Origin of the sequence: Parablautia sp. Marseille-Q6255 (assembly GCF_951230155.1) — a bacterium.
Lineage (GTDB): Bacteria > Bacillota > Clostridia > Lachnospirales > Lachnospiraceae > Choladousia.
Genome location: NZ_CATNVD010000016.1, coordinates 87,725 through 108,201 on the forward strand (window position 1 = coordinate 87,725; position 20,477 = coordinate 108,201).

The 20,477-nt window shown below is 47.2% G+C and carries 21 protein-coding genes; 8 read left to right on the forward strand and 13 right to left on the reverse strand.

Going from position 1 to position 20,477, the window contains the following annotated elements; genetic code table 11:
• Positions 1-15 precede the first annotated feature (15 nt).
• The 6 genes from asrC to QOX44_RS13455 form a co-directional block, all read right to left on the reverse strand.
• Positions 16-978, reverse strand: a complete 963-nt coding sequence (gene asrC, locus QOX44_RS13430) for a sulfite reductase subunit C (protein ID WP_283683737.1) — start codon at positions 976-978, stop codon at positions 16-18.
• Positions 979-989: 11 nt separating this feature from the next.
• On the reverse strand, positions 990-1,784 hold the full coding sequence (asrB, locus tag QOX44_RS13435) for an anaerobic sulfite reductase subunit AsrB (RefSeq protein ID WP_331488405.1): 795 nt from the start codon (positions 1,782-1,784) through the stop codon (positions 990-992).
• Complete coding sequence (asrA, locus tag QOX44_RS13440; RefSeq protein ID WP_283683739.1) at positions 1,781-2,797, reverse strand: anaerobic sulfite reductase subunit AsrA; 1,017 nt, start codon at positions 2,795-2,797, stop codon at positions 1,781-1,783. The genes asrB and asrA overlap by 4 nt, the downstream gene beginning before the upstream one ends.
• 127 nt (positions 2,798-2,924) lie before the next feature.
• Positions 2,925-4,316 (reverse strand): group II intron reverse transcriptase/maturase, encoded by a 1,392-nt coding sequence (gene ltrA / locus QOX44_RS13445; RefSeq protein ID WP_283681000.1) that lies wholly within the window; start codon positions 4,314-4,316, stop codon positions 2,925-2,927.
• Positions 4,317-4,362: 46 nt separating this feature from the next.
• On the reverse strand, positions 4,363-4,503 hold the full coding sequence (locus QOX44_RS13450) for a hypothetical protein (RefSeq protein ID WP_283680641.1): 141 nt from the start codon (positions 4,501-4,503) through the stop codon (positions 4,363-4,365).
• Positions 4,504-4,927: 424 nt separating this feature from the next.
• Positions 4,928-5,587, reverse strand: a complete 660-nt coding sequence (locus QOX44_RS13455; RefSeq protein WP_022068804.1) for a Crp/Fnr family transcriptional regulator — start codon at positions 5,585-5,587, stop codon at positions 4,928-4,930.
• 132 nt (positions 5,588-5,719) lie between these two features.
• Here QOX44_RS13455 and QOX44_RS13460 point away from each other — a divergent pair, with 132 nt between their 5' ends.
• Genes QOX44_RS13460 through QOX44_RS13480 form a run of 5 tightly spaced genes read left to right on the forward strand, consistent with a single transcriptional unit; the run spans position 5,720 to position 9,021 of the window.
• A complete protein-coding gene (locus QOX44_RS13460; protein ID WP_283683743.1) occupies positions 5,720-6,223 on the forward strand; it encodes an HD domain-containing protein in 504 nt (167 codons plus the stop codon).
• Positions 6,224-6,232: 9 nt separating this feature from the next.
• Positions 6,233-6,736 carry an HD domain-containing protein gene (locus QOX44_RS13465; protein WP_022068805.1) on the forward strand — a complete coding sequence of 168 codons (504 nt, stop codon included), beginning with the start codon at positions 6,233-6,235 and terminating at the stop codon, positions 6,734-6,736.
• 12 nt (positions 6,737-6,748) lie between these two features.
• Positions 6,749-7,588: a pyridoxamine kinase gene (locus tag QOX44_RS13470; protein ID WP_278697778.1), complete on the forward strand. Its 840-nt coding sequence runs from the start codon at positions 6,749-6,751 to the stop codon at positions 7,586-7,588.
• Positions 7,575-7,844 carry a TIGR04076 family protein gene (locus QOX44_RS13475; RefSeq protein WP_087415762.1) on the forward strand — a complete coding sequence of 90 codons (270 nt, stop codon included), beginning with the start codon at positions 7,575-7,577 and terminating at the stop codon, positions 7,842-7,844. The genes QOX44_RS13470 and QOX44_RS13475 overlap by 14 nt, the downstream gene beginning before the upstream one ends.
• Position 7,845: 1 nt before the next feature.
• Positions 7,846-9,021, forward strand: a complete 1,176-nt coding sequence (locus QOX44_RS13480; RefSeq protein WP_283683748.1) for an aspartate aminotransferase family protein — start codon at positions 7,846-7,848, stop codon at positions 9,019-9,021.
• Between the two features lie 401 nt (positions 9,022-9,422).
• On the opposite strand, the gene QOX44_RS13485 is transcribed toward QOX44_RS13480, so the two are convergent.
• From QOX44_RS13485 to QOX44_RS13500, 4 genes are all read right to left on the reverse strand, one after another.
• Positions 9,423-9,794: a TnpV protein gene (locus QOX44_RS13485; protein ID WP_283683750.1), complete on the reverse strand. Its 372-nt coding sequence runs from the start codon at positions 9,792-9,794 to the stop codon at positions 9,423-9,425.
• Between the two features lie 31 nt (positions 9,795-9,825).
• Positions 9,826-11,460, reverse strand: coding sequence for a 23S rRNA (uracil(1939)-C(5))-methyltransferase RlmD (gene rlmD, locus QOX44_RS13490; RefSeq protein WP_283683752.1), 1,635 nt, complete (start codon positions 11,458-11,460; stop codon positions 9,826-9,828).
• A gap of 130 nt (positions 11,461-11,590) precedes the next feature.
• Entirely contained in the window at positions 11,591-12,538 is a 948-nt protein-coding gene (locus QOX44_RS13495; RefSeq protein ID WP_283683754.1) for a 3'-5' exoribonuclease YhaM family protein, read from the reverse strand.
• A 59-nt stretch (positions 12,539-12,597) separates the two neighbouring features.
• On the reverse strand, positions 12,598-13,311 hold the full coding sequence (locus QOX44_RS13500; RefSeq protein WP_283683756.1) for a hypothetical protein: 714 nt from the start codon (positions 13,309-13,311) through the stop codon (positions 12,598-12,600).
• A 24-nt stretch (positions 13,312-13,335) separates the two neighbouring features.
• Here QOX44_RS13500 and QOX44_RS13505 point away from each other — a divergent pair, with 24 nt between their 5' ends.
• The 3 genes from QOX44_RS13505 to QOX44_RS13515 all read left to right on the forward strand — a co-directional run bounded on the left by QOX44_RS13505 (position 13,336) and on the right by QOX44_RS13515 (position 17,607).
• Positions 13,336-15,747: an endonuclease MutS2 gene (locus QOX44_RS13505; RefSeq protein WP_283683758.1), complete on the forward strand. Its 2,412-nt coding sequence runs from the start codon at positions 13,336-13,338 to the stop codon at positions 15,745-15,747.
• Between the two features lie 69 nt (positions 15,748-15,816).
• A complete protein-coding gene (locus QOX44_RS13510; RefSeq protein WP_283683760.1) occupies positions 15,817-16,515 on the forward strand; it encodes a response regulator transcription factor in 699 nt (232 codons plus the stop codon).
• Positions 16,516-16,518: 3 nt separating this feature from the next.
• Positions 16,519-17,607 (forward strand): sensor histidine kinase, encoded by a 1,089-nt coding sequence (locus tag QOX44_RS13515; RefSeq protein WP_283683762.1) that lies wholly within the window; start codon positions 16,519-16,521, stop codon positions 17,605-17,607.
• Between the two features lie 176 nt (positions 17,608-17,783).
• On the opposite strand, the gene QOX44_RS13520 is transcribed toward QOX44_RS13515, so the two are convergent.
• The 3 genes from QOX44_RS13520 to QOX44_RS13530 all read right to left on the reverse strand — a co-directional run bounded on the left by QOX44_RS13520 (position 17,784) and on the right by QOX44_RS13530 (position 20,308).
• The gene (locus tag QOX44_RS13520) at positions 17,784-18,722 is read right to left on the reverse strand and encodes a transketolase family protein (protein ID WP_283683764.1); all 939 of its coding nucleotides are present in this window, start codon (positions 18,720-18,722) and stop codon (positions 17,784-17,786) included.
• The gene (locus QOX44_RS13525) at positions 18,710-19,549 is read right to left on the reverse strand and encodes a transketolase (RefSeq protein ID WP_283683766.1); all 840 of its coding nucleotides are present in this window, start codon (positions 19,547-19,549) and stop codon (positions 18,710-18,712) included. The genes QOX44_RS13520 and QOX44_RS13525 overlap by 13 nt, the downstream gene beginning before the upstream one ends.
• A 66-nt stretch (positions 19,550-19,615) precedes the next feature.
• On the reverse strand, positions 19,616-20,308 hold the full coding sequence (locus QOX44_RS13530) for an L-ribulose-5-phosphate 4-epimerase (protein ID WP_283683768.1): 693 nt from the start codon (positions 20,306-20,308) through the stop codon (positions 19,616-19,618).
• Positions 20,309-20,477 lie beyond the last annotated feature (169 nt).

Consider the following 20,477-nt stretch of genomic DNA (forward strand, 5'->3'; position numbering starts at 1 on the left):
TCTTTCCGGCGCATATCAATACTTCACACCCTTCCAGTACATGGGTGTCATAACTTCTGCGATATCCGGCAGGGTGACATCCCGCAAGGCCCACCGCTTGAATTCCTCAAAGCCGGTGCGGTCTACGATATAGCCTATGTGTTCTTTGCCGCCGGGAGCGTTGGGATCAATGTACTCCTTCACATAGTCATAGGTGTTGAGAATGATCTTAATAATGCTATCCTCGTCCACCCATTTGATGAAATCTTCACCCAGGCGGGGATTCTTCTTACCGGTTCTGCCCAGCAGTGTGAGCCGATAATACTTTTTATCGCTGCGGGTCCATGCGGCATTGGGACAGGCCAGCACACACTCACCGCAGCCGATGCAGCGCCGTGCGTCTCGCTGGGGACGGAAGTTCACCGGTGTCAGAGCTTCTACGGACTTCTTTTTGCAGGCTTTCACACAAGCTCCGCAACTGACACAGCGGTCTGGCTCAAACTGAGGCACTGTCATACCCATAATGCCAAAGTCATGCATCCGCACCTTGGCACAGTCGTTGGGACAGCCGGTCAGAGCGATCTTAAAATGCAGGTCATTGGGGAACACCGCTTTCTCAATGCGCTGGGCAAAGGCGGTGGTATCATAGCAAGCGTAGGGACAGACACGGTTGCCCACGCAGGCGGTGATATTTCGAGTACCCGAGGCGGGATAGCCATGACCTGCCTCCTCTTGATTGATCTCCAGCCCGTCGATCAGACTCTGAAGTGCCGCATTGACCTCCGGCATTTTTTCAAAGGGAATGCCGGGGATCTCAAAGCCCTGACGGGAGGTAATGTGAACCGTGCCATTACCATAGGTTTCCGCAATTTTCTGAATCTCCCCGAGATACTTGGCATCCAAATGTCCACCTGGGACACGGATGCGGGAGGCGGTCATGCCGCGCTCCTTGGTGACGCGGAATGCGTTCTTTTTCAGTGCTTTTGTGTTGATATCCATGGTACCCCTCCTCAATCCACCAGGAACTTCCCCTTGGTATAGTTGAACACCGGACCATCCAGGCAGACATACGTATCGCCAATCTTACAGTGTCCGCATTTTCCCAGGCCGCAGCACATCTTACGCTCCTGAGAGATCCAGATATTTTCCTCCGGCAGACCAATGCCCAGTAATCCCTGCACAGAGAAACGCATCATGGCGGGAGGACCGACTACGACAGCAACGGTATTCTGCACGTCGCCCAGTTGAATCTGAGGGATGTACTGGGTGACCAGTCCTACATGGCAGGCTACATCTTCTTCAGCACAGTCTACCGTAAGGATGACGTCCATGTTCTTTTCCCAACGCTTCAGATCATCGCGGAAAAGAATATCATGGGGTGTTTTAAAGCCTGCGATCAGGGTCATATGACCTCGCTGCTCAGGGTGCTTAGAAAAATGATCCACTACACCACGGACTGGAGACAGACCAGTGCCGCCAGCCATGACAATAATGTCCTTGCCCATATAATCGGATACATCAAACCCATTTCCATAAGGGCCGCGCAGCAGAAGCGTATCACCTACATAGCGCTCAAACACTTCACCCGTGACCTTGCCCACCCGGCGGATGGTTAGATCTACGAAGTTTTCCCCAATGCCGCTGACCGAGATGGGCGCCTCTCCGTACTTAGGGATGGATACCTCAAAAAACTGTCCCGGCTTGACTTCTCCCTGAAATTCCATACGGAAGGTATACTCAATCTCCGTGTGCCGGATGACCTCCAAAATCTTAGAGGGAAACGGGATATAATCATTTTTCATCATTGCTCGGTCACCTCCGCCATAGCATTGTCCAATTTATTGATGCAGCCCGAGAACGAAATGTACTCCGGGCAGATATCATCACACCGGCCACAGCCCACACACATGTGATAGCCGTTGCGCTGCTTGTAGTCCAGCACCTTATGCAGCACCTTGAAACGCATCCGTTCTCCGTTCTTCTTTCGGTAGCTGCCGCCTCCGGCCACATCGGTAAAGCCGTCCACCATACAGGAGGCCCAGACACGGCGGCGTTCTCCTACTTTGCCGTTCTCACTGTAAAAGAGATCCTGCATGGTGAAGCAGGTGCAGGTGGGACACACAAAGTTACAGCGTCCGCAGTTGATGCAGCGGCTGTCGTATTCCTTCCACATGGTGCTTTTGGCGACCTCTGCGGTCAGATGTTCCGGGATTTTCACGGTGACATCGTTTTCTTCCACATGGTTCGGAATAACCTCCAACCGAGGAACCTCCGCAGTCTCCAGCTGCTGTGTCCATGCCTCATCCTTGCAATCCACCAGGTAAGTACCGTCCGGCTGGGGATCAATGCTCATGTCATAGTTGGTGCTGACATTGGTACCCATGCTGACACAGAAGCAATTTTCAAAGGAATGTGCACAGCCCATCAGTACGATTTTGATATTCTCCCGCAGGCGCTGATAATAGTAATCAGCAGGGCCGTTGTGCAGGTACATATCGTCCAGTCGCTTGAGGGCGTGGAAATCACAGCTGCGCAGGAAGATGACCGCTCCTTTCTTGGGAGCATCTGCTTCTTTGGTTTCGCCTTCCGTAAAGAAAAACAGTGTCTGGGAAATGGGGGTCAGAATCTCCTTGAAGGAATACTCCGACTTCTTATCGAATACGATCTCATCCACACAGTCGATTTTTCCGTATCGGATACAGTCTGTGTCCGAAAAGCGCCCACCGCCGGAAAAATTACGGGGAGCATAGATGTCATAATTGGTTTGCCATGTCTGAAATAATGCACTCAGCTGCATATTGGTAACATGAAAGCCCATATATTTTCCTCCTTATGCTCATATGAATTCATAATAACTATACGAAGTGTAACATAATCGAGTAGGAGGCGGTGATTAGCCGCCGTCCTCTCACACCACCGTGCGTACCGTTCGGTACACGGCGGTTTCAATAGTTGATGTGCAGAGACTGATAGGCTGTGGCTAAATCATAGAAGCCCCAGTTTATCAGTCTTTCTTTTGTTAATGCTCTTTTGACCACACCCGTGTTAGACATCCTCCAGTAGGATTTTCTGCTGTATGCTCCTTCGCATGCTGCCCACTCTGATAACCCCAGTCCTATCAGCTTTCTCCTCCTGGTCTTTGGCAGTTTCCACTGTTTCCAGATACACATCCGTATCCGGCGGTACAGCCATCCGTTCACGCTTTCGATATTGTTCTTCATATCCGCTATCCCATAATAGTTTAGCCATCCTCTCATGTAGACTTTTACCTTTTCCATAGTTCGGACGACACTTCCGCACTTGCTCCGGGAAGTGAGCCTGCGCAGTTCATCCTTGGCTTTCTCCCATGACTTTCCATGGACTCGGATATAGATTCCTTTTCCGTTCTTCCCAAAACAGAAGCCAAGGAACTTAAAATTTCGGATTGCGAATACACTGACTGTCCGGCTCTTTTCCCGGTTCACTCTCAGTTTCAACGTTTCCTCCAGATATTTCGTGCTGGATTCCAGCAGTCGCTCTGCGGCCCGTTCGCTTTTCGCCAGCAGTACGATATCGTCTGCGTAGCGGATGCATGGCACACCCCGCCTGTGAAACTCCCAGTCGAATTCATTCAGATACACGTTTGCTAAGAGTGGAGATAGATTTCCTCCTTGCGGGGAGCCTTCCTCCGTCTCTGTTACAACACCGTTTTCCATCACTCCGCTCTTCAGATATCGCTTTACCATCTGTACCACTCTTTCATCTTTTACCTGTTTCCTCAACTGGTTCAGCAGTATCGTATGGTTCAGCGTATCAAAGTATCTCGACAGGTCGAGGACGACTGCCCTCGTATATCCCTGCTCGATGTACTCTTTTATCCTCCTGACAGCGTCTTTTGCCCCTCGACCCGGACGATAGCCATAACTGTCCTTCGAGAACAGAGGTTCATAGATTGGCATCAGCTGCTGTGCCATGGCCTGTTGGATGATGCGGTCTATGACAGTAGGGATTCCTAGCTTTCTTGTCCCTCCATCCGGCTTCGGGATCTCCACTCTCCTGACTGGGGAAGGGCTATATTTCCCCTTCCTGATTCTTTCTACCAGTTCGTGATTATTCTCCCTCAACCATGGTAACGCCGCTTCAATAGTCATCCCATCAACTCCTGGCGCTCCCTTGTTCGCCTTCACTCTTTTGTAAGCTCTGTTCAGGTTATCCTTATTCAGTATCTTACTTAGGATATCTGGCTCTGCACTGTCCCTTTCCTTCCATATCCGGTTGAATGAGCGGTGCGCTCTCACATACCCTTTGCGTTCCGCGCTATCTCTTTGTGAGCAGCTTTCTCTGTTTTCTGTACCCATTCTGCCCATTCCTCCTTTCCCAGTCGTACGAAAGACTCCTATTGATTCAGCCCTTCGCTGAAAAAAAATCAACTACTATGGCCTCTGCTGACTTCTGTACGTTCAGCGTTACCTTCCGATAACGGTTACTCTTTTCAGAGCGTTCCGTACAGACCTCCCTGGGTACCACACGTTTCTTTCCCTCCATCCATCTGCCGCATTTACTGCACATGATTCCGTGTAGTTATCGGGCTTCATCTTGTCTTGCAGACTTACCCTCATGTACAGCCTTATATGCGATTTCTGTCCGTCAGACCAGAGGTTTGCCCGTGGGTTAGTAAGTTTCCCACATCTGGCTTCCTTCAGATTCCATCTCACGATGGACACCCTTGCCTTCGGCTATATCCTTCCCACTACCGGGCGAATTCGGGACTTGCACCCGTTAGAAACGTGCGCCGCCAGGCGCACAACAAAAAAGAATCCATGTTGCGTGCGCAACATGGATTCTTTTTTAATTGGATTGTGCCAATGAGCTAATTGGGACCTTATGGAATTTTAAAAATATGAGTAACCCCCAATATTTTCTCAAACAGGTTTTTCCTATTTACAACATAAAGATCTGTGCTTTTTTATTATAGCAGCTGAAATGTGTTTTTATCATAAATAATTAGACCATCTCGCTGCATATAGGACAATTCTCTGGTCACTGCACTACGATCAGCACACAGGTATTCAGCCAATTCGAGCCGTCCCAAAGGAATTGTAAATTGTTTGCTGCTCTGCTCCATAGCCTGTTGTCGTAAGTATGCTAATATTTTTTCTCGAAGTGTCTTTTTGGAAATCACTTCAATTTTGTGCATCAACTGGACATTTTTATCTCCAATCAACTGGACCATGTTCTCAATCAGCCGATGATGGAAGGTGCAGCTCATCTTACAGGAATGGATGACTTTGTGAAAGGGCAAAAACAAAACTTCACAAGGTGCAGCAGTCAAAAAGCTGACCTGTGCATCTAAATGACTTCCGCAGGAAAATGATTCCCCAAATAGTTCATTCTCTTTCATTACAACAAGAAGTGTTTGATAGCCTTCGGAGTCATCCTTGACCATATGCACAGTTCCAGACAATATAATACCAACATTTCTGACTTCATTGCTTTCCAAAAAAATAACTTCATCTTTCTGATATTTTTTCTGAAAACTTCCCAGGCAGGTCAACATTGCCGGAAGATCTTCCTCACGAATGCCTTTGAAAATAGGAAGTAAGGTTAGTTGTTCAATATCAAGCCTCATGCTGTCCCTCCTTTCCTAATTTAAAGTATAGCATTTTGAATTATATGTTGCAAGCGCAACGCAAGACCCGTTTGTAATGTTATATTCTATAAAAAGATATTAAAATCTTTTCATGAAAGGATGATTGTCAACGTGATAAACGATGAAACTCATCTCTTGTATAACGCAATGTGCTATGAGGAAGGGCATAGCAGGCGTACACAGCACATCCTTAAGGTTTACGCATTGGCTAAATTATTGGGAGAGCAAGAGAAGCTTCCCGTCGAAGAACAGCAGATACTACAAGCAGCCGCGATTTTACATGATATTGCAATCAAGTATTGTAAAGAACATTATAACGGGGATGCCAGTCAAGATAATCAGAAGCAGGCAGTTCCGCTTCTTGTCACTCGTTTTTTAAAAGAAGCAAATTACCTTCCCTCGTATATTCCAAGAATTATCGACTTAGTTATCTGCCATCATGATTACGATGATATCAAAAACAAACTTTTACAGCTTCTGATAGAAGCAGATCTCATTGTAAACTGTTACGAAACTCGCCCAGATCGAAAAAAAGCAGAATATATCAAAGGGCTTTTCCAAACTGATGGAGGGAAAGAGTTGTTGGCACTTTGTTTAAAAGAGGAAGTGAAATAGGAGGACTTTATGAATCTGGAAAAAATAGTCGATCTTTTAACGCAAGAAATGATTGCTTTCAATCAAAACGATCCCCAGCGTATTCACCATTTGATAAAGGTGCATCGCTTTGCACAGATGATTGGCCATATGGAACAGCTGGATGAACACACCCAGTTTTTAGCCGAATGTGCAGCACTGGTACACGATATCGGAATCCGTCCGTCAGAAGAAAAATACGGAAGGTGTAATGGAAAATTGCAAGAGCAGGAAGGTCCTGCATATGCTCGAAAAATGTTAAAAAAGCTTAAGTTTGAAGAAGCAGATATTGAACGCATCTGCTATTTGGTTGGCCATCATCACACTTACACAGATATAGACGGGATTGACTATCAGATTCTTGTGGAAGCGGATTTTTTAGTGAATTTTTATGAAGATAATCTGGGAAAGAACACAGTAGAAACCACATTACAGAAGATTTTTCAAACAGAGTCAGGAAAAATGCTGTGCAGACTTTGTTATTTGAGTTACTGAGGGAGTATGGCTATGGAAGATAAAAAGCAAACTCGAATTTTACTGGTCAATGATATGGCGGGGTATGGAAAGGTCGCCTTATCTGTCATGATTCCTGTTTTATCTCACTTGAAATTTGAAACTTTCAATTTGCCGACTGCACTCGTTTCCAACACTCTGGATTATGGGCAGTTTGATATTTTGGACACAACAGAATATATGGAAAATACGCTTCTGGTATGGAAGAAACTCATGTTTTCTTTCGACGCAATCTGTACTGGATTTATTGTGTCAGAAAAACAATCATGTCTCATATATGAATATTGCAAAGAACAACAAAAATCAGGTACTTCGATTTTTGTTGACCCTATTATGGGGGATGACGGAAAACGATACAATGGTGTGACAGATCAAGCAGTCACTTATATGAAACGGTTGTGTTCTATTGCAGATGTGATTATCCCCAATATTACGGAGGCGTGTTTTTTATCCGGATACACAGTTAAAAACACCTATTCTGAGGCGGAAATTGAAGTAATCGCAAATCGACTACATATGCTTGGTGCTAAATCGGTTGTGATTACAAGCGCAAACATTAACGGAAGAATGTTTACTGTTGTAAAAAACTCTCCGAAAAATTCGTGTGTCTTGCTCCCTTATGATGAAATACCGGTGCGTTTTCCGGGCACAGGGGATATTTTTATGGCAATTGTAGTAGGGCATTATTTAAAATCAGGACTGCTTTTAGAGAGCGTAGAAATCGCAATGAGACAACTCGAAAAAATTATTTATGCCAATGTGCATGATATTGATAAATACAAGGGAATTCCCATTGAACAATTTTTGGAGGAAATCAATGATGAAAAAGCCTAAAATTAAAATCAGTTTAATTGATCAAAAAGGTCATATGGGGTGTCATCGTGGTCATCAAATTGGAGACACCTTTGACTTTGATACCGAAAGAGGCAATCTCTGTCCAATGGCCATGCATGTGGCTTTCCCTTACATTGACATTCTGCGGTACGGCGGAAAACTTCCCAGCCAACCGGATGGCTCCATTGTATTCTGTTGTCCAGATGTGGATGTGATCAATGTGTTTAAAATTGAAGTGGTGGAGGAAAAAGACTGAAATGAATCCTTATATTGAACAAGCAAATCAGCAGTTTGTTCCTGTATATAACCGTTATCCTATTGTCTTGGATCATGGAGAAGGTATGTACCTTTATGATACAGAGGGAAAACGGTATCTGGATTTCGGGTCTGGAATCGGTGTGTGTGCCCTGGGATATCACGATCCGAATTACACACGCGCACTGCAAGAACAGATGGAAAAGCTGCTGCACACATCTAATCTTTTTTATAATGTTCCGGCAATTGAAGCTGCAAAGCTGTTTAATCAGGCATCAGGTATGGAGCAGGTGTTTTTCACTAACTCTGGAACGGAAGCCATTGAAGGTGCAATTAAAATTGCTAAGAAACATCATTTTTTGAAGCATAATAATCATAATGGAGAGATTATTGCCATGAAGAAATCCTTTCATGGTAGATCTATGGGAGCATTATCGGTAACGGGAAAAGCAGCCTACCAGAAACCTTTTGCTCCTATGCTTGCCCATGTTAAATTTGCTGACTTCAATGATCTGGAAAACGTCAAACGTTTGATTACTGACAATACCTGTGCAATTTTCATGGAAACAGTACAAGGAGAGGGCGGAATTTATCCTGCCACTGATTACTTCATCAAAGGAGTTCGAAAGCTCTGTGATGAGAACGAAATTTTGATGGTTTCGGATGAAATTCAATGTGGCATGGGTAGAAGCGGGAATATGTTTGCGTATCAATTGTATGATATTGTTCCCGATATTGTTGTTTCGGCAAAGGCTTTGGGATGTGGAGTTCCGGTAGGTGCAATTGGAACCAGAGGGGCAGCGACCGGTGTATTGCGTGCAGGAGATCATGGTACAACTTACGGTTCCAATCCTCTGGCAGCAGCAGCCGTTACTGCTGTATTCCAGTTTTACCAACAGTATGACATATTAGCGAACGTCAGGGCGATGACGCTCTATCTGGATAAGGCGTTATCTGAATTGGCTGCCCAAAAAGTTGTAATCAAAGAGGTGCGTGGATTGGGCCTTATGAAAGGCATTGAACTGTCTGTGCCTGCTGCACACTTCATAAATGCTTTGCAAGAAGCGGGGATTATCGTAATTCCCTCGGGTTCACATGTAATTCGTCTGTTGCCTCCGTTGATTTTGCAGAAAGAGCATATTGATGTGTTGGTAAATGCACTTAAGACCATATTATAATTTAGTGCAATATATTTGTTTTATACATCATAGTTTTTATAAAAAACAAGGGTGTTTTAGTGGAGAAAACACCCTTGACAAATCTCTTTCCATCAATGAATGCATTACAGATTTTCCCAAAGTCATAAGCCTTATATTCGCAGGCAAATTGATTTGCAATTACATTTCTTAATTCATCAACTTTCCTCATTTCTGTCTGTTCAATCTAATAGTATTATTTTACCATATCACTTGTTTTTTTACCATCTTCAAAAGAGCAATAGCAAAAAAGCTTATCAAGAATCATAACCTTCCAATATTTTCTCGCTCTGCATCTGTTCCATGTAAATAGATTGCTTTCCGGCACGTGAAAAAATTGTTTGTAGAAACGGTAAAAAGCTTCCGAAGGAGCTTTCCACGCTTTAAATATACACTAATTCTTTTAACACAATCTCTTCTGCTACATTTCGGATATTATTTACAGCCCTGACCAATTCCATCTGGTCACGAGCTTTCATTTCTTCCGTAATGCCTTCCTTTTCCATCATCTGACGCACTAGAATATCCATTCTCTCCTGTGTTTCATCGTCCACAAGATTCAGATGTTCCACCAGTCTGTCTTCCAACATATACAGAGAATACATTGCCGGACGATGCTCTTTCAGATACGTTTTCCGCATCATTCCATATTTCCCATAATGCGGTTCTTCATCTGTACTGACAAGATTCGGATAGTAAATTCCGTCTGCGCCAAGTGTGTAAGTTCCACCCATTTTTTCAAATGTGCTTTTCATGTGCTATTCCTCCTTGAAATCATCGATGTCCTTAGATCATCGCAAAATATTTCAGGGCAGCCTTGATAGCTTCTTCCTTCTCTTTCGGACACTGTGGCACTTTTGGATTTTCTGTCTTTGGCAGATTATAGTTCTCTCCTACTTCGATTCCACATTTCCTTTTGATTTGAGAAATATATAAATTTGAAACCTTCAAGCCAAATTCTTTCAGCACATAATCTTTGATTTCCTGATAGGTCGCTTTCGTCTCTGCACTGGTTGCATCCAACTCATCTAAGTCTAAATCGATCTCTATCGTGTCATCTGGTTTTTGTTGGGACAAAAGAACAACCGTCTCCACATGCACACTGTTGCCAAACATATCAACCGGACACACTCTCTCCAACTGATACCCGCGCTCACACAGATATTTCAGATCCCGCGCCAGTGTCGCAGAATCACAGCTTACATACACAATACGCTTCGGCTGCATTTTAATCATCGTATCAAGCACACTCTCCTCGCAGCCCTTGCGCGGCGGATCGACTACGATCACATCTGCAAAAATGCCGTCCTTCTCGTACTTTTCAGGCAAAACATCCTCCGCCTTCCCAACGAAAAATTCTGCGTTCTGCATTCCGTTTAATTCTGCGTTCTGTTTTGCATCGCGTATTGCCTCCGGTATGATCTCTACACCATAAACGCGCTTTGCCTTCTTGGCAAGAAAGAGTGAGATTGTCCCGATACCACAGTACAGATCCCAGACTGTCTCTGCCCCGGTAAGACCGGCATATTCAAGCGCTTTGCCATAAAGCTTCCCGGTCTGACACGGATTGACCTGATAAAAAGACAGCGGAGAAATGCGGAAACGCACACCGCCGATCGTATCCTCGATATATTCCTGTCCCCAGAGCAGCTTTACTTTTTTGCCCATGATGACATTTGTATTTTCTTTATTTACGTTAAGAAGGATACCCGTCATCCCCGGAAGCTTCGCCAGACTGTCTGCCAGTTCTTTGGCACGGGGCAGCGTATCACCATTTATTACAATACATACCATAACCTGACCGGTGGCAAAGCCAACGCGTGTCATCACGTGACGCACCAGTCCCCTTCCGGTTGCTTCATCATACGCAGAAATATTGTACTGCCTCATATGTGCAAGCACCCGATCCAGGATCTCTTTATTCACCTGCGCACCGAGCAGACAGTCATTACACTCAATGATCGCATGCGTACGCCCCGCATAAAACCCGGCAATCAGCTGTCCGTCCCGATTCTTCCCGATTGGAAACTGAGCTTTATTGCGGTAACGAAATGGTTCTTCCATCCCAATGATCGGCTCCATCGGAGGACAGTCAAATTTACCGATTCGCATCAGATTACTGCGCACCTTATTTTCCTTAAAACGAAGCTGGGCCTCATACCTCATCGCCTGGATCTGACAGCCTCCGCACTGCTTTGCCACAGGACACGGCGCCTCGATCCGGTCGGCGCTTGGTTTGATCAGAGTCATCAGGCGTGCGTAGCCATACGTTTTTTTCAGCTTCATGACCTTGACCTCTGCCACATCGCCGATCACGGTATCCTTTATGAAAAGAGTCAGGCCACTGCTTCGCCCGACTCCCAGTCCTTCACTGCTCATATCTTCAATCGTCACTGTTACGATGTCATCTTTCTTTATCATTTTCTGCCTCGTCTTTCTATTTTTCGAATTCACGCTCTGACCGTTCCGGAGATTCACCCATTCTTTGCACCGGTCTGTAATTTTGTGCAGAACCACAGCATGTTTTCTCCCTGCAGCCCATCCGACGGGACTACAGCTGTGTACTCCTTCTCAAATTCGACTCAAACAGTCTGTTAAATCCGATCCACTCATGGCCTTCTCCGGCGCCCTTCAAGATCTCCTTCATAGTTTCAAGCTTTGCATCCGTATTATCTGCATAATTGAGCGCCATTGCCTCGGCAAGCGCCGGTTTTTTCGGCGATCCAAACTCCAGCTCGCCATGATGTGCCAAAATACAGTGCTGAAGCTCACTGATCAGCCTTTTGGGGAAATTCTTAATATGGCGGCAGCCAAAGCCAACCAGCTCAGATCCCATTACGATATGTCCAAGAAGCTGCCCGTCATCCGTATAATCATTCTCGGGGAAATTGGATATCTCTTTTAGCTTTCCGACATCATGAAAGAGCGCTGCGGTAAGAAGCAGATCGCGGTTCAGATACGGGTACTGCTCCACATAAAATACACACAGCCGCACTACGCCAAGTGTATGCTCCAGCAGACCGCCCACAAAGCTGTGATGCACCGTCTTCGCTGCAGAATGCTTTTTAAAGGCTTCAATAAAGGCTTCATTGTCTACAAAATACATCTGGATCAGCTTCTGCAGATACGGATTCTCAACCAGCTTCATGTACTGCATCAGCGCGCCGTACATCTCATCAATATTTTTCTCACTGACCGGAAGATAATCTGCCGCCACATACTCCGACTCATCTGCCTTGCGGACACGCTTGATACTCATCTGCAGCGTCCCCTGAAAGCTTGTGACATCCCCTGTGACAAAGACATAATCCATTGCATCAAACTCACCGATCCCGGAAGAATTCGGATCCCAGATCTTCGCATCGATCGTTCCAGTCTTATCCTGCAAAATCACATTCTCATATGCCTTTCCATTTTTCGCTGTCGCCATCTGTTTATACTTGCACAGATATACATCATTTACCTTGTCCCCTTCACGGAACGCTTCTATAAATTTCATATTTCCTCCAAATCAATCTTTGATAATTTTCGTTCAGGCTTCCCATTTGCCAGTTACAATTATACACAAAAACGTCTGAATCTGGCAAACAAAATTTGCAAAATCCCGTTTTGAGGACATTCCCTCAAAATATAAGACAACTTACAGTTTTCAAAACCCAAAATATACGATACAATGTTCACGAAAGCAATGAGCAGTGCGAATCCATCGGACGGATCTCCGGCTGCTTGCAGACGTGAGAGACGGAAGCTGGATTCATAGGGCGAATGCCCGTGAGCGAGGAAATGCAGAGCATTTTCGAGCGGCACTGCGGCCTGAAGCTCTATGTACAAAAGTAACGGCAGTGCGAATCCATCGGACGGATCTCCGGCTGCTTGCAGACGTGAGAGACGGAAGCTGGATTCATAGGGCGAATGCCCGTGAGCGAGGAAATGCAAAGCATTTTCGAGCGGCACTGCGACCTGAAGCTCTATGTACAAAAGTAACGGCAGTGCGAATCCATCGGACGGATCTCCGGCTGCTTGCAGACGCGAGAGACGGAAGCTGGATTCATAGGGCGAATGCCCGTGAGCGAGGAAATGCAGAGCATTTTCGAGCGGCACTGCGATCTGAAGCTCTATGTACAAAAGTAACGGCAGTGCGAATCCATCGAACGGATCTCCGGCTGCTTGCAGACGCGAGAGACGGCAGCTGGATTCATAGGGCGAATGCCCGTGAGCGAGGAAATGCAAAGCATTTTCGAGCGGCATTGCGACCTGAAGCTCTATACTCATTTTATATAAGGTAAGGAATCTGTCATGAATGAAAAAGCATTAAAGGTACTGGAGTACCATAAGATCATACAAAAACTGACTGACTTCGCCGGCTCACAGCCTGGCAAAGCCCTGTGCCGCGGCCTCGTCCCGTCCTCGGACATCAGTGAGATCCGCCGGATGCAGCGTGAAACTTCGGATGCCACAGCAAGGCTTTACCGCAAGGGAACCATATCCTTCTCCGGCCTTTCTGACATCCGGGGTTCACTAAAACGCCTCGAGGTTGGCAGCAGCCTGAATATCGAAGAGCTGCTCCGCGTCTGCTCCCTTCTTGAGACGACCAACCGTGTCAAATCATGGGCGCGCAGCGATAACAGCCAGATCGTAAATAATGAGGAGCAAACCGAAGATTCTCTTGAGCAGATGTTTACTGATCTGCAGCCTCTTACTCCGCTCGCCTCTGAGATCCGCCGCTGTATCCTTTCAGAAGAAGAAATAAGCGACGATGCCAGTCCGGGACTTCGGCAGGTACGGCGCTCCATGCGCCTTACCAATGATAAAATCCGCACGCAGCTTGCCTCTTACGTAAACGGTTCTACGCGGAATTATCTGCAGGATGCTGTGATCACACAGAGAAACGGGCGTTTTTGTATTCCGGTCAAAGCAGAATACCGCGGTCAGGTCCCGGGAATGATCCATGATCAGTCCTCGACCGGCTCAACACTTTTTGTGGAACCAATGAGCATCGTCAAGCTGAACAACGATCTTCGCGAGCTGGAGATCAAAGAGGAAAAAGAAATCGAAATTGTTCTGTCCACCTTAAGCGGACTTGTCGCAGAACAGACAGAACCATTAAACTATAATGTTCTGCTGCTGACAGAGCTTGATTTTATTTTTGCCCGCGCACAGCTCTCCCGCTCCTACAACGGAACCGAGCCCGATTTTAATACGGACGGGCGCATCAATATCAAGAAAGGCCGTCACCCTCTGCTCGATCCGAAAAAAGTAGTTCCGGTCGATATCCGGCTGGGGGATGATTTTTCTCTGCTTGTTATCTCCGGTCCGAATACGGGCGGCAAAACAGTCTCTCTAAAAACAGTCGGGCTTTTTACGCTGCTCGGACAGGCAGGACTCCACATTCCTGCCTTTGATCATTCAGAGCTATCCGTATTTACAGAAGTATACGCAGATATTGGAGATGAGCAGAGTATTGAACAGAGTCTCAGTACCTTCTCCTCTCATATGACCAATATTGTTTCCTTCTGGGAGCAGGCAGATGAGCACTCCCTCGTTCTCTTTGATGAGCTTGGCGCCGGCACAGACCCGACAGAAGGAGCCGCCCTTGCAATCGCGATCCTTTCCAATCTGCATCGCCGCGGCATCCGCACGATCGCCACTACACATTACAGTGAACTGAAGGTTTTTGCGCTTTCCACACCTGGCGTGCAAAACGGAAGCTGTGAATTCAACGTAGAAACACTGCGCCCTACCTACCGTCTGCTGATCGGTGTGCCCGGCAAGAGCAATGCATTTGCGATCTCACAAAAGCTGGGGCTTCCGGATTACGTCATTGAAGAAGCCAGGGGACATATTTCGCAGGAAGATGAGAGCTTCGAGGATGTGATTTCTGATCTCGAAGAAAGCCGCGCTACCATTGAAAAGGAGCAAGAAGAGATCAATCGCTACAAACAGGAAATCGAAACGCTCAAACAGAGGCTCGAACGCAAAGAGGACAGGCTCGAAGCCAGCCGTGAGGCGATCCTCCAGAAAGCCCGAGAGGAAGCACAGACGATCCTGCGCGAGGCAAAAGAATTTGCAGACGAATCCATCCGTAAATACAACAAGCTGGGGAAGGAATCCGACGCCTCCCGACAGATGGAACAGGAACGCGCAAAGCTGCGTGAAAAAATGTCCGGTCTGGAAAAAAATATAGGTGTAAAGGCTGCAAAAAAACCAAAAAAAGAACTCACCGCCAAAGATCTGCGCATCGGCGACCGCGTCAAAGTCCTGAGCATGAATCTGACTGGCACTGTCAGCACTCTGCCAGATGCGCGCGGCAACCTGTTCGTACAGATGGGTATCCTCCGATCTCAGGTAAAGCTCTCTGATCTGGAAAAGCTTCCTGACGAACCTTCTCCGTACAGCGCCAGGACAAACCTCTCCTCCGGCACACGCTCCGGCAGCAGCAAGGTCAAAATGGCAAAATCCTATTCGATAAGCGCCGAGATCAACCTGCTCGGACGCACGACCGATGAGGCGATCGCTGAGCTGGACAAATATCTCGACGACGCTTACATCGCCCACCTCTCTCCGGTGCGTATCGTACACGGAAAAGGCAGCGGCGCCCTGCGCAAAGCAGTACACCAATATCTGCGCAGGCAAAAACATGTCGCCTCCTACCGCCTCGGCGAGTTCGGAGAAGGAGACGCCGGAGTCACTATCGTAGAGTTTAAGTAACAGGTGCAGAACGCCCGGTAGCCACAGGCAGAAGCAGCATCGCAGCGAAAGCAGAAAGGAGCCTCCTCTATGATCGCTAAACAGAAAATCCTGATCGTTGACGATGATGAAAATATCGCCGAACTGATCTCCCTCTATCTGACCAAAGAATTTTATGACACCAAAATGGTATATGACGGCGAATCTGCGCTGCGGGAATTTAAATCCTATCAGCCCAATCTGATTTTGCTGGACCTGATGCTCCCGGGAATTGACGGCTATCAGGTCTGCCGGGAGATCCGGCAGCACTCCAGCGTCCCGATCATCATGCTCTCAGCCAAAGGGGAGATTTTTGATAAGGTACTTGGGCTGGAGCTTGGTGCGGATGATTACATCATAAAACCATTTGACTCGAAGGAGCTCGTCGCCCGCGTCAAAGCAGTGCTGCGGCGGTTCCAGCCCTATCCGGTTAAGGAGTCAAAACCAGCCGGCAAGTGTGTCGAATATCCCGAACTTACAATCAATCTGACCAACTACGCCGTCATCTACAAAGGTGCGACCGTGGATATGCCTCCAAAAGAGCTCGAGCTCCTGTACTTTCTGGCCTCTTCGCCAAATCAGGTATTCACACGGGAGCAGCTGCTTGACCATATCTGGGGATATGAATACATCGGTGATACGCGTACTGTCGATGTACATATCAAACGGATCCGGGAAAAAATCAAAGACTACGCCAACTGGTCCATCGCCACAGTCTGGGGTATCGGATACAAATTCGAGGTGAAATAACATATGAAGCGTAAATTACTGGGCTCCTGTATTGGAGCCTATCTCATTTTTCTCATTGGCAGCTTTCTTGCTGCTCTTTATCTGACTCCGCGGCTGGTCAAAAACTATCTGCCCGAGCTCCCCGCCGCCGCACAGCATGCCCAGGAGTGGGGCGCCCACTTTATCGCGCTGCAAAACGTGTGCTATCTGCTCCTGTGCGTAGTATTTGTACTCTCCCTCATCCCTGTAGCCGTATTTGTGCTGAAATTTTACCGTCCGCTGGAACAGATCGCCCGGACGGCTGCCAGCTACACAGAGAAGCGTACGCTTGCCCCTGCCTACACGTATGACGCAGATAATGAGCTCGGACGCCTGGCAGCTTCCATCAACTACCTAGCTGCCTCTGTACACAGCTCGGAAGAGAGCCAGCGAAAATTCATTTCAAACATTTCCCACGATTTTCGCTCCCCTCTCACCTCCATCAAGGGATATGTAGAAGCGATGCTCGACGGTACGATCCCCCCACAGATGCAGGAAACCTATCTGAATATCGTTCTGGAGGAAACAAAACGTCTCAACCGACTGACAGAAGGGCTTCTGACCTTAAATGCATTCGACGATCACGGCGTTTATCTCCAGATGACGGATTTCAATATTGTTCCGGTGATCCAGAGTGTGGCCGCCTCCTTTGAGGGAACATGCCAGAAAAAGAATCTGTCTTTAGAAACCTCCTTTTCCGGCGCATCCGTCAACGTACACGCAGATATAGATAAAATCCAGCAGGTGCTCTACAACCTGGTTGACAATGCGATCAAATTCAGTCCTTCCGGATCCTCTATTGCGATCCGCGCTACCGCGGAAAAAAATCTTGTCTTTATCTCGGTCAAAGACCACGGAGAAGGAATTGAAAAAGAAGAGCTTCCAAAAATCTGGGAACGCTTTTACAAATCTGATGCTTCCCGCGGCAAGGATAAAAAAGGGACTGGACTGGGGCTCTCCATTGTCAAAGAAATCCTCCGCGCACACGATCAGAATATCAGCGTGGTCAGCACAAAGGGAGTCGGGACAGAATTTATTTTTTCACTCGCCAGAGTCAAAAGCCTCTCCTCTTAAAGGATCTCACCAGGCTGCTGCACTTTATAGACAGCAAAAACAGTGCTCTCCACATCTTACAGGAGGAGCGATTTCCGAAATACACAAAAATCCTGTCAGATACCCTGCATTCATCGCAGGATACCCGACAGGATTTTGTCAATTATCAGCTTTTTTCTTTCTTGTTTTTCTCTTTCTTACACCCATGCTTTGATCTGCTCGTATACACCAGCGCCATCCAGCTTGTACTTTGCAAGAAGTGCTGCTGCCGGACCGGACTCGCCAAATGTATCCTGTACGCCGATCTTCAGTACCGGTGTCGGAGCCTTTGCACAAAGTGCATCGCAGACTGCGCTGCCCAGACCGCCGATCACAGAATGCTCCTCTACTGTAACAACCTTACCTGTAGCCTTTGCCGCCTCTACGACAAGCTCCTCGTCAAGCGGCTTGATCGTATGGATATTGATCACCTTTGCGGATACGCCGTCCTTTGCAAGCATTTCTGCTGCCTCGAGAGCAGAATTCACGCAAAGTCCTGTAGCGATGATCGTCAGATCTGTACCCTCACGAAGCGTCACACCCTTACCGATCTCAAACTTGTAATCCGGGTTTGTATTGATCACCGGAACTGCAAGACGGCCAAAACGCAGATAAACCGGTCCTTCATGCTCATAAGCTGCCTTTACTGCTGCTCTTGCCTCTACATCATCTGCCGGGCTGATGACTACCATGCCCGGGATGGTACGCATCAGGGCGATATCCTCGTTACACTGATGGGAAGCTCCGTCCTCACCTACAGAGATACCTGCATGTGTAGCGCCGATCTTTACATTCATATGCGGATAACCGATGGAGTTTCTTACCTGCTCAAAGGCACGTCCTGCCGCAAACATTGCGAACGTACTTGCGAACGGCACCTTTCCTGCTGTAGAAAGACCTGCCGCAATGCCCATCATATTGCACTCTGCAATACCGCAGTCAATATGTCTGTCCGGAAATGCTTTTTTAAATACACTTGTCTTTGTCGCGCCGGCAAGGTCAGCATCAAGAACTACAATATTGTCATGCTGTGCGCCAAGCTCTGCGAGAGCGTTACCGTAGCTCTCTCTCGTAGCGATTTTCTTTACTTCTGACATAATGCTTCCCCCACTTTCTCTAAATCTGCCATAGCAACTGCGTACTGCTCATCATTCGGAGCTGTTCCATGCCAGGAAGCCTGATTCTCCATGAAGGATACGCCCTTGCCCTTTACTGTCTTCATAACGATAGCTGTCGGCATGCCCTTTACTGTCTTTGCCTCAGCAAATGCTGCTGCCAGCTGCTCCATGTCATTTCCATCTGCTACATTGATCACATGGAAATTAAACGCCTCAAACTTCTTGTCGATCGGATACGGAGAGCACACATCAGCAACGTTTCCGTCGATCTGGAGACCATTGTTGTCAACGATCACTACGAGGTTGTCCAGCTTTCTGTGGCCTGCGAACATCGCAGCTTCCCAAACCTGACCTTCCTGGATCTCGCCATCGCCAAGCAGTGTGTATACACGGTAAGACTTATTATCCATCTTGCCTGCAAGCGCCATACCTACTGCGGCAGAGATCCCCTGTCCGAGAGAACCGGAGGACATGTCAACACCCGGAAGATGCTGCATACACGGATGTCCCTGCAGATGAGAGCCTACGTGACGCAGTGTCACCATATCCTCTACCGGGAAATATCCTCTGTGCGCCATAGCTGCATAGTAGCCCGGAGCCGTATGTCCCTTTGAAAGGACAAAGCGGTCTCTGTCCGGATTCTTCGGATCCTTCGGATCAATATTCATCTCTTCAAAATAGAGATACGTAAACAGGTCAGCTGCAGAAAGAGATCCGCCCGGATGTCCGGCCTTTGCGCTGTGTACGCCTGTCACAATACTTTTACGAACTTCGTTCGCCATTTTCTGTAATTCCAATGTCGTCATAATGGTTCGTACCTTTCCTTTCTTAATTTATTACCAGCGGTATCTGTTACCGTCCGTAAAACAATATTACTGCCCGTAATAAGCATTTGCCCCGTGCTTTCTCATGAAATGCTTTTCCTTAATGCTGTCCGGAGCCGGTGTAACTCTCGGATTGATCAGCTCTGTCCGGCATGCCATCTTTGCCACTTCTTCAAGGACAACTGCATTATGGACTGCCTCATCCGCATCCTTGCCCCATGTGAACGGACCGTGGTTGGAACAGAGCACTGCCGGCACATAAACCGGATTGATATTCTGCTCTCTGAATGTCTCAACGATCACCACGCCTGTATTTTTCTCATATGCGCTGCTGATCTCCTCCGGAGTCAGGCTCCTTGCACACGGGATCGGTCCGTACATATAGTCTGCATGCGTTGTGCCATAGCACGGAATACTCCTGCAGGCCTGCGCCCAGGAGGTCGCCCACGGGGAATGTGTATGCACCACGCCGCCAATCTCCGCGAAAGCCTTATACAGCTCGATATGCGTCGGCGTATCAGATGACGGTTTATATTTTCCTTCGATCCTGTTGCCTTCCAGATCCATAACTACCATATCTTCCGGGGACAGCCTGTCATAGTCTACGCCGCTTGGCTTGATCACAAAGTAACCGGATTCGCGGTCGATCCCACTGACATTTCCCCAGGTATAAGTAATGAGTCCTCTGCGAGGAAGCTCCATATTTGCTTCATATACCTGTTTTTTCAGTTCCTCTAACATACGTTTCCTCCTTTAATCCATTCTCCCGAAGCGCATGATGCACCCCTGAATTACCGCGCCGCAGCGACGCACTCGTTCTTTTTTATCATACACGGTTTTCAAAGATTCGTCCAGCGGTTTCTATGTATTTTGAACAATAATCATATAATCATTCAAAACCGGGCAAAAT

Excerpts from the sequence above, each read along its gene's own strand:
- QOX44_RS13520 (WP_283683764.1), bottom strand. The coding sequence starts at position 18,722 with ATGTCAGAAGTAAAGAAAATCGCTACGAGAGAGAGCTACGGTAACGCT.
- asrB (WP_331488405.1), bottom strand. The coding sequence starts at position 1,784 with ATGATGAAAAATGATTATATCCCGTTTCCCTCTAAGATTTTGGAGGTC.
- ltrA (WP_283681000.1), bottom strand. The coding sequence starts at position 4,316 with ATGGGTACAGAAAACAGAGAAAGCTGCTCACAAAGAGATAGCGCGGAA.
- QOX44_RS13515 (WP_283683762.1), top strand. The coding sequence starts at position 16,519 with ATGAAGCGTAAATTACTGGGCTCCTGTATTGGAGCCTATCTCATTTTT.
- QOX44_RS13450 (WP_283680641.1), bottom strand. The coding sequence starts at position 4,503 with ATGGAGGGAAAGAAACGTGTGGTACCCAGGGAGGTCTGTACGGAACGC.
- asrC (WP_283683737.1), bottom strand. The coding sequence starts at position 978 with ATGGATATCAACACAAAAGCACTGAAAAAGAACGCATTCCGCGTCACC.
- QOX44_RS13500 (WP_283683756.1), bottom strand. The coding sequence starts at position 13,311 with ATGAGTATAGAGCTTCAGGTCGCAATGCCGCTCGAAAATGCTTTGCAT.
- QOX44_RS13470 (WP_278697778.1), top strand. The coding sequence starts at position 6,749 with ATGGAAGATAAAAAGCAAACTCGAATTTTACTGGTCAATGATATGGCG.
- QOX44_RS13510 (WP_283683760.1), top strand. The coding sequence starts at position 15,817 with ATGATCGCTAAACAGAAAATCCTGATCGTTGACGATGATGAAAATATC.
- QOX44_RS13525 (WP_283683766.1), bottom strand. The coding sequence starts at position 19,549 with ATGACGACATTGGAATTACAGAAAATGGCGAACGAAGTTCGTAAAAGT.
- asrA (WP_283683739.1), bottom strand. The coding sequence starts at position 2,797 with ATGGGCTTTCATGTTACCAATATGCAGCTGAGTGCATTATTTCAGACA.
- QOX44_RS13475 (WP_087415762.1), top strand. The coding sequence starts at position 7,575 with ATGAAAAAGCCTAAAATTAAAATCAGTTTAATTGATCAAAAAGGTCAT.
- QOX44_RS13485 (WP_283683750.1), bottom strand. The coding sequence starts at position 9,794 with ATGAAAAGCACATTTGAAAAAATGGGTGGAACTTACACACTTGGCGCA.
- rlmD (WP_283683752.1), bottom strand. The coding sequence starts at position 11,460 with ATGATAAAGAAAGATGACATCGTAACAGTGACGATTGAAGATATGAGC.
- QOX44_RS13505 (WP_283683758.1), top strand. The coding sequence starts at position 13,336 with ATGAATGAAAAAGCATTAAAGGTACTGGAGTACCATAAGATCATACAA.
- QOX44_RS13465 (WP_022068805.1), top strand. The coding sequence starts at position 6,233 with ATGAATCTGGAAAAAATAGTCGATCTTTTAACGCAAGAAATGATTGCT.
- QOX44_RS13530 (WP_283683768.1), bottom strand. The coding sequence starts at position 20,308 with ATGTTAGAGGAACTGAAAAAACAGGTATATGAAGCAAATATGGAGCTT.
- QOX44_RS13480 (WP_283683748.1), top strand. The coding sequence starts at position 7,846 with ATGAATCCTTATATTGAACAAGCAAATCAGCAGTTTGTTCCTGTATAT.
- QOX44_RS13455 (WP_022068804.1), bottom strand. The coding sequence starts at position 5,587 with ATGAGGCTTGATATTGAACAACTAACCTTACTTCCTATTTTCAAAGGC.
- QOX44_RS13495 (WP_283683754.1), bottom strand. The coding sequence starts at position 12,538 with ATGAAATTTATAGAAGCGTTCCGTGAAGGGGACAAGGTAAATGATGTA.